The sequence below is a fragment of the Winogradskya humida genome, from assembly GCF_016862215.1.
GTDB lineage: Bacteria > Actinomycetota > Actinomycetes > Mycobacteriales > Micromonosporaceae > Actinoplanes > Actinoplanes humidus.
Map to the genome: position 1 here is coordinate 109258 of NZ_BOMN01000032.1, position 8530 is coordinate 117787.

The following is an 8530-nucleotide window of genomic DNA, read 5'->3' on the forward strand; positions in this document are numbered from 1 at the left end:
TACGGGCCCAGGTCCCGGGAGCTCTGCTCGGCGGCCGCGCGCAACTGCCGATCGAACTCACCCATCTGCTCGGCGGTGGCCTGCGTGAAGTACCGGTCGTTGTTGCGGAGCATGACGAACGTGCCCGGGTCCATCATCAGCTTGTCGATGGTGGACTGCGGCGTGCCGTTCAGGGCCAGCACCTGCGCGACGGCATCGTCGCCGAGCGCGTCCTGGAAGCGGTTGACCTCGTCGTTACGCAGGATCTGCTCGTCCGGCGGCAACGCGTTCAACGCCCGCAGCACCTCGCGGGCGGTGTGAACCGTCTCGTAGTCGCCGAACGCGGGCTGGGCCCGGACGGCCTTCGTCGCGGACGTCTCCTCGACGAGTGCCTTCTGCGCCCGGTTCAGGTCCTGGATCGCCGCCGAGTCCTGCTCCGGCCGGCCGGTCGAGGGGAAGCGGGTGCCGGCCTGGGACGCGCCGTGCTCCTGCAGGTTCAGATAGGGACGCTTGATGAGCTGGGCGAGGTTCGCGGTGTTCGCGCCTTCGAGCACCGCGGGCAGCGTGCCCTGCTGGTAGAGGTGGCTGAACACCGTCTGCGGGACGTTGCCCGCGCGCAGGATCAGGACGTCGCCGGGCTTGAGGTTGTTGATGGCGGTCGCCGCGCCCGGGTCGGCGGCGTGGCGGTAATCGGGGCCGCTCTCCGGGAGTCGCGGGTTGCCCAGGAGGAGCACGACTGCCGGTTTGCCGTCGTTTGTGGCTTTGATGGCGGCGGCGAGCTGACGTGGGGCGCTGACCTCGGTGATGAAGTCGCTGCGGTGCAGGCCGTACACCGGCATGACCTCGAGGTCGCCGCTCTGTGCCCGGTCGACCAGCGTGGTCAGCGTGCTCGCCACCGTCGGGTCGGTGATCGAGCGGCTGATCTCGGCGGTCGCGCCCGTGGTCGGCACGGGATAGCGGTAGACCGAGAACTCGTCGATCGGGAGGGCGGTGGTGCCCTCGTTGCGGTCGAGCATCATGCGGTTGCCGAGCTGCCACGCGAACGGCTGCATGACCAGCGCCTTGTCGACGCCGAGGTAGTCGAGGAACTCCGTCTGCTCGGTGGTGCCGTTGATGTCGTCGATCGCGGGGACGAGCACGGTCGGTGTGCGGCCCGCGCTGTCGGTTCGCCGCGGCCCCGGTTCAGACGTCCCGGCCTCGAACTCGGGCCGGATGTCGAGGGTGAGGGCGTGGCTCTGCTCGTACGCGGTAAGCCCGCCCGGTGCCATCCGCCCGAGCGCGTCCCGCGTCCCCGGCGACATGATCACCTGGATCGGCCGGTCGTAGCCCCGCGCCCGCAGCGAGTCGATGAGGTTCATGCCGGCGGCGACGTGCCCGGAGTTCGTGGCCTTGTCGATGTAGACGGCCAGGTCCGGCTGCTGCGGGTCGCTGAGGAAGTCCCGCACCCGCTGCTGCGCCGAGTTGTCGGTGCTACCGAGCCGGACGCCCTCGGGCTGGGAGTTCCGCAGCACGCCGACGATGTCCGGGATGGATCGGCCGCCCTGGAAGAGCTGGTCCATGTCGGGGGCGACGACGGGCTGGAATCCGTTGTCCAGCAGCAGTTTCGGGAGCAGGACGTGGACGTTGAGGCGGCGGTTGCCGTCTTCGAACGGGTGGGTGATGTGCAGCGTACGCACGGTCCGCGCAATGGCCGCGAGTCTGGCATCCGGATTGCTTCCCGCCCGGGCCAGTTCGTCGCGGTACTGGTCGAAGATCTGGTCGACGATCGCGGGTGCTTCGGCCCGGCTGTACGCGGTGGTGATCGTGCGCGGCATGTCGTTGCTGGTCGCGCCGCCGCGGCCGATGATCGTGCTGGTGAACGTGATGGGTTTGGCGCCGCGCTGCCGGACGGCGTCGCGCAGGTCCATGATGAGCGGCCGTCCACCTACGTGGTCCTGGAAGACGTCCGGGGCGATCTCGGCGTTGCGCACGGGGAACGACGTCGGGCGGGCCATGTTGCCGCGGCTGGTGCCACCGGTCCAGTCCAGCGGCGTCGCCAGGTGCTGGGTGACTGTCTCGTGCATCTGCTTGTAGGTGCCGGAGTCGAGCGTCGTGCTGTTGACCGAAGGCCGGTTGAGGAACCGCTCGTAGGCCTCGACCATGCCGCGCTGGAAACCGGGGGACTGGTCGTTGTCGTAGAGCGAACCCGGATCGCGGGGGAACTTCGCCTGGGCCTCGGCGTGGTGCTTCGGGTCGAGGTAGAGCTCCCACCAGCGGTTTCGGGGAAGCGCGTCACCCAGCAGCGGGGTCTGCCCGGTCAGCTGCACACCGTCGTCCGACGCCGTGGGGTCGGCGCTGATGCCGTCGAACGGGCGCACGTCGTTGGCGACGTCCCAGCCCTCGTCGTCGATCGCGTCCGGGGTGTAGAGCTGCCACGACTCGCCGTCGACGGTGTGGACGCCGCCGGGGATGTCCCTGCTGCCGACGACGATGTCGCTCTTCGGGGCGAGGACGTCGCCCTGGTGCGCGTCGGCGAGCTGGTGGGCGAAGCCGCCGGCGAGGGTGCCGGCGTCGCAGGAGAGCAGGGCGATGGGCGTACCCGGCTGATCGATGATCTTTGCGAGTTGTTCGGGGCTGAGCGCGACCGTGCTGGTGGTGCCGTCCGGATTGCGTACGGGTGCATGCGCCACGTCGCCGGCGCCGTGCACGACCACGGCGGTGGACGAGCTGTCCGGGACCAGTGGCTGGTCGCCGAGCGAGCGGTAGTCGTGATCGTTGAGCAGAGCGATGCCGGGGCGGTCGCCGGGCAGCGGGCGAATGTCCAGCGGCCGCCCGTCCGCCAGCCAGGTTCCGTCGGGTCCCTGGGTGACCGTCTCGGCAGGTGGCACGGTTTCGACGCTGCCCAGGCGAACCTGGCGCAACACCGACACGATGTCGTTGATTGACCGGCCGCCCTGGAACAGCTGGTCCATGTCGGGGGCGACGACGGGCTGGAATCCGTTGTCCAGCAGCAGTTTCGGGAGCAGGACGTGGACGTTGAGGCGGCGGTTGCCGTCTTCGAACGGGTGGGTGATGTGCAGCGTACGCACAGTCCTGGCGATCGCCGCGAGTCTGGCATCCGGATTGTTCCCCGCCCGGGCCAGCTCGTCGCGGTACTGGTCGAAGATCTGCTCGACGATCGCCGGCGCCTCGCTGCGGCTGTAGTTCGTCGTGATGGTCCGCGGCATGACGTTGTTGCTCGCGCCGCCGCGACCGATGATCGTGCTGGTGAACGTGATGGGTTTGGCGCCGCGCTGCCGGACGGCGTCGCGCAGATCCATGATGAGCGGCCGGCCACCTACATGGTCCTGGAAGACGTCCGGGGCGATCTCGGCGTTCCGCACGGGGAACGAGGTGGGCCGGGCCATGTTGCCGCGGCTCGTGCCACCGGTCCAGTCCAGCGGCGTCGCCAGGTGCTGGGTGACGGTCTCGTGCATCTGCTTGTACGTCGATGCGCCGATGGTGGTGCTGTTGACGGCGGGCCGGTTGAGGAACCGCTCGTAGGCCTCGACCATGCCGCGCTGGAAACCGGGGGACTGGTCGTTGTCGTAGAGCGAGCCGGGGTCGCGGGGGAACTTCGCCTGGGCCTCGGCGTGGTGCTTCGGGTCCAGGTAGAGCTGCCACCAGCGGTCACGGGGGAGCGCGTTGCTCAGCAGCGGCGTGGGGTCCGGCCTCGGGGCACCCAGCCGTACGCCGTCCGGCTGTGAATCCTTCAGCGCGGTGACGATGTCCTCGACGGACCGGCCGCCCTGGAACAGCTGGTCCATGTCGGGCGCGATGACCGGGCGGAATCCGTTGTCCAGCAGCAGTTTCGGGAGCAGGACGTGGACGTTGAGGCGGCGGTTGCCGTCTTCGAACGGGTGGGTGATGTGCAGCGTACGCACGGTCCGGGCGATCGCCGCGAGCTTGGCGTCCGGATCCGTCCCGGCCGCGACGAGCTCACCGCGGTACTGGTCGAAGATCTGGTCGACCAGCGCCGGGGCATCGGCCCGCAGATAGTTCGTCGTGATCGTGCGCGGCATGTCGTTGTTGCTCGCGCCGCTACGCCCCATCAGCGTGCTCGTGAACGTGACCGGCTTCGCGCCACGCTGCTTGATCGCGTCGCGCAGATCCATCATCAGCGGCCGATCCCCGACACGGTCCGTGAAGACGTCGGGGCTGACCTCGGCGTTACGCACCGGGAACGACGTCGGCCTGGCGAAGTTGCCCCGGGCCGTGCCACCCGTCCAGTCCAGCGGTGTCGCCAGGTGCTGGGTGACGGTCTCGTGCATCCGCTTGTACGTCGACGAGTCCAGCGTCGAGCTGTTGACCGACGGATCGTTGAGGAACGACTCGTACGCCTCGACCATGCCGCGCTGGAAACCGGGGGACTGGTCGTTGTCGTACAGCGAACCCGGGTCGTCCGGGAACTTCGCCTGCGCCTCGGCGTGATGCTTCGGGTCCAGGTAGAGCTGCCACCACTGATCCCGCGGCAACACGTCCGACAGCACCGGCGTTTTACCGGTGAGCTGCACCCCGTCGTCCGTGGTGACCGGCGTGGCGCTGATGCCGTCGAACGGCTGCTCGTCGTTGACGACGTCCCAGCCCTCATCGTCGATCGCGTCCGGGGTGTAGAGCTGCCACGACTCGCCGTTCGGGGTGATGATCTGCCCCGGAGCAGCGTCGGAGCCGATCACGACGTCGGACTTCGGCGCCAGGACGTCGCCCTGGTGCGCGTCGGAGAACTGATGGGCGAAGCCGCCGGCCAGGGTGCCGGTGTCACAGGACACGAGCGCGATCGGTGTTCCCAGATCGCCGACGATGGCCGCGAGCTGGTTGGGGTCGAGGGCGACCGTGGTCGTCGTACCGTCCGGATTGCGTACCGGCGCATGCACCTTGTCACCGGCACCATGGACGACCACCGCGGTGGACGCACCCGGCGGCAGCAGATCCCGCGACCCGAGCGAGTTCCAGTCGTCATCCGACAGCAGCGCGATGCCGGGCCGGTCGCCGGGCAGCGGCCGGATGTCCAGCGGCTTGCCGTCGGCCCGCCAGGTGCCGTCCGGGCCGCGGGTCAGACTGGTCACCGGCGGCACCGCAGCGGTCGAACCGAGGGTCACCGGCGGCGTGGTCAGCTGGAACAGGGCCTGGGTGACCTGGTCGCGCTCCGGACCGCGAGCCTGATCGAAGACGTTGTCGAAGTACGTCGACTGCACGCTGTCCGGCTGAGTGGTCAGCGCTGAGACGGTGTCGGCGACAACCGCCACGGACTGCGGGTCGGGCGTGATCGCCGCCAGCGAAGGCTCCAGCTCCGCCGCAAGGTCGGTCGCGAGGTCGTTGAGCTTCTGGTTCAGGGCATCCAGCGTCTGTTGCGGGAGCGGGATGTCCAGGCCGTAGTCATTGACGCGTACGCGCGGAGGGCCGCCGTTCTGCGTAATGGTGTCCGCGAGTGCTTTGTCATCCTGGAACGCTTTGCTGAGTCGCTCCATCTCATCGAAAGTCAGGCGCCGATCGGATTCGGGTACGGCTCCCAGTGCGCGCATGACGTCGCGCGCTGTGTGGACCTTCGTGTAGTTGTCGAAGGCCTGCTCCTGGCGTACGTCCTCCACCGCCGGGGTGTCGGTGGTGATCGCACGCTGTGCCTGATTGAGCTGCTCAACGGCCTGATTGTCCAGCGCGGTGTCCCCGGTCGACGGGAACCGCGTGACATCCGAGGCGATCCCCGGCCGGTCGAAATGCTCCCGCAGATTCAGGTACGGCCGCTCGATGAGCTGGGCGAGGTTCGCGGTGTTCGCGCCCTCGAGCACCGCGGGCAACGAGCCTTGCTGATAAAGGTGATTGAACACCGTTTGCGGCACGTTCCCGGCACGCAGGACGAGGACCTCGCCGTCTTTCAGGTTGGCGATTTTCGCTGCCGCATCCGGGTCACTCGCGTGCGCGTAGTTGCCACTGTTCTCCGGCAGCCGCGGGTTACCCAGCAGCAGAACAACGGCCGGCTTCCCGAGGTTCGCCGCCTCGATACCCGCCGCCAACTGCCGCGGGACGGACACCTCGGTGACAAAATCCGTGCGGTGCAGGCCGTACACAGGCATGACCTCGGTGTTGCCGTTCTGCGCCTGCTCGACCAACGTGGTCAGCGTATCGGCAACGGTCGGGTCGCTGATCGAATTGTTGATCTCGGCGACCGCGCCCGTCTTCGCCACGGGATAGCGGTAGAGCGCATCCGGGCTGATCGGCAGCGTCGTGGCCTGCACATTCCCGTCCGGCCCACGCTGCAGCATCATCCGGTCACCGAGCTGCCACGCGAACGGCTGCATGACCAGCGCCCGGTCGGCACCGACGTGATCGAGGAATTCCAGCTGCTCAGGCCCGCCGTTGACATCATCGATCGCGGGCACCAGAACGGTCGGCGTCCGGCCCTGCGAATCGGTCAGCCGCGCCCCCGGCTCGGCATTCCCCGGCTCAAACTCCGGCCTGATATCAAACGACAAATTCCGATCCTGCTGGTACGCCCCGAGCCCACCGGGCGCCAACTTGTCCAGCGCCGCACTCGTCCCCGGCGACATGACAACCTGAATCGGCCGGTCATACCCATGCTCCCGCAGCGAATCGATCAGGTTCATGCCCGCCGCGACATGGCCGGAGTTCGTCGCCTTGTCGATGTAGACGGCAAGATCGGGCTGGTTGGGATCGCTCAGGAAACTGTCGACCTGCTGCTGAACAACCGTCGGATCCGGTCGGCCCCCGGCCCCCAGCCGAACACCATCGGACACCCCGCCAAGTGGCCCGCCACCCTTCAACCACGGGGGCGTGTCGTCGTCCGACAGGTCAATCGCCGAATCGGGTTCCGGACCTGCCTTGACCTGCTGCCCCACGGTGTCTTCATCATCGAAGGACAGGTCGATCGCTGAGTCGGTGTCCGAGCCGATGATGCTGTCGACGTCCTGCGCCCACGGGGCTGTCTCCGCGCCGGCTGGTGCAGGGCCAGTGGCCACCGAGGTGTCGATGGGGGGCAGCTGAGAGTTGGTCGCGCGGTCCTGACCCGCAGGCGCCTTTGGCGCTGGATCCTTGGCGGCGTTCTCCGCGGGGCCATTCTGCGGGGTATTCGCGGCCGGCGAGCTGCTCGGGGTCGTGCTGCTCGGGGTTGTGGTGCTCGGGGTTGTGGTGCTCGGGGTTGTGGTGCTCGGGGTCGTGGTGCTTTCCGTGGTCGGGGTGCTGTCGAGGGTGGTTGAGCTGTTGAGCGTGGTCGAGCTGTCGGGGTTGGTCGAGCTGTCGATGGTGGACGGCGTGTCGACGGTGAGCCCGAGTGCGGGAGCCTGTGCCGAAGGCACGGGTCCCGCGGCCGTCTGATTGCCAGAAGTCGTCTGATTGCCTGACGGCGTCTGGTCGCCTGACGGCGTCTGGTGTGTCTGCGTCCCAGGCGTCGATGGTGTGGGCGTCGGCGTTGTGGGACTCGGCGTCGCACCCGGGTTGGGGCCCGCAGCCGAAGTCGTGGGCTGCACCATCGACGCAGGCCCAGCCTGAACACCGGGCGCCCCACTCGTCGGCGCGACCGGCGTCGAAGTCGCATCGCCACCCACCACAGGCCCGTCGACAGCCGTGGAAATACCCATCGGAGCAGCCACAGGCGCAGAATCCACCGGCCCAGCTACCGACTGCCCAACCGTCGCATCAGAGCCAGTCGAAGCAGTCCCCGGCGACGTGGTCAACCCAGAATCCGGCTGAACCCCAGCAACCGGCGCCGACGTCGCTGGCGCGGTAGTGGCTGGTGCTGTAGTGGACGAAGCCGATGTCACCGGCGCGGTAGTGGTGGGTGGAGCCGATGTCACCGGAGCCGACGTCACGGGTGCTGTTGTGGCTGGTGCTGTAGTGGCCGGAGCCGATGTCACGGGTGCTGTAGTGGCTGGAGCCGATGTCACGGGTGCTGTAGTGGCTGGAGCCGATGTCGCAGGTGCTGTAGTGGCTGGAGCCGACGTCACCGGCGCTGAAGTCACCGGAGCCGTAGCGACCGGTGGTGTAGCAACTGGCGCCGTATCGGCCGGACCCGAGCCCACCGGACTCGTAACCGTAGGCGACGTGGTGCCCGGCCCCGCAGCGACCGGTCCCGCATCAACCGGTCCTCCTCCAACCGGCGCTGTGGCCACCGGCGCTGTGGCCACCGGTGCCGTGACGCCCGGAGTCGTAGTCGCTACCGGCGTCGCAGCGACCGGTGCCGTCGTCGTGGTCGAAGTCGCCGGACCCGTGGTGTTCGGCGCCGTGGCCGCCGGACCCGTAGCGGCTGGCGTGGTGTTGACCGCCCCCGACGCCGGCGCTGGTGCCGGAACTGGCGTCGCCGTGGACTGGCCGGCAGCAGGCTGGCTGGTAGCAGGCGGACTGTCAAAGCCAGGAAGCCCACCAGCAGAAGCCGGAGCTGGCGTGACCGCAGGCAACCCGCCCGGAGCGTTCGACCCCCCAACAGCAGGACCACCAACCGACCCAACCCCAGAGCCCGCGACCGGCGGCGTAACCGTCGACCCAACCGGGCCAGAGGTGGTCGCTCCAGCACCAACGGGAT

2 protein-coding genes (1 of these 2 cut by a window edge) are annotated in these 8530 nt (G+C 68.6%); one reads left to right on the forward strand and one right to left on the reverse strand.

Going from position 1 to position 8530, the window contains the following annotated elements; all coding sequences use genetic code 11:
* A protein-coding gene (locus tag Ahu01nite_RS14310; RefSeq protein WP_203836982.1) for a DUF8616 domain-containing protein crosses the window boundary here: on the reverse strand, window positions 1-6971 show its start. It extends 25777 nt beyond the left edge of the window; 6971 of the gene's 32748 nt are visible here — the first part of the coding sequence; the start codon lies at window positions 6969-6971; its stop codon lies off the left edge, out of view.
* Between the two features lie 73 nt (window positions 6972-7044).
* Here Ahu01nite_RS14310 and Ahu01nite_RS14315 point away from each other — a divergent pair, with 73 nt between their 5' ends.
* Window positions 7045-7326, forward strand: a complete 282-nt coding sequence (locus tag Ahu01nite_RS14315) for a hypothetical protein (protein WP_203836983.1) — start codon at window positions 7045-7047, stop codon at window positions 7324-7326.
* The last annotated feature ends 1204 nt before the right edge of the window (window positions 7327-8530 follow it).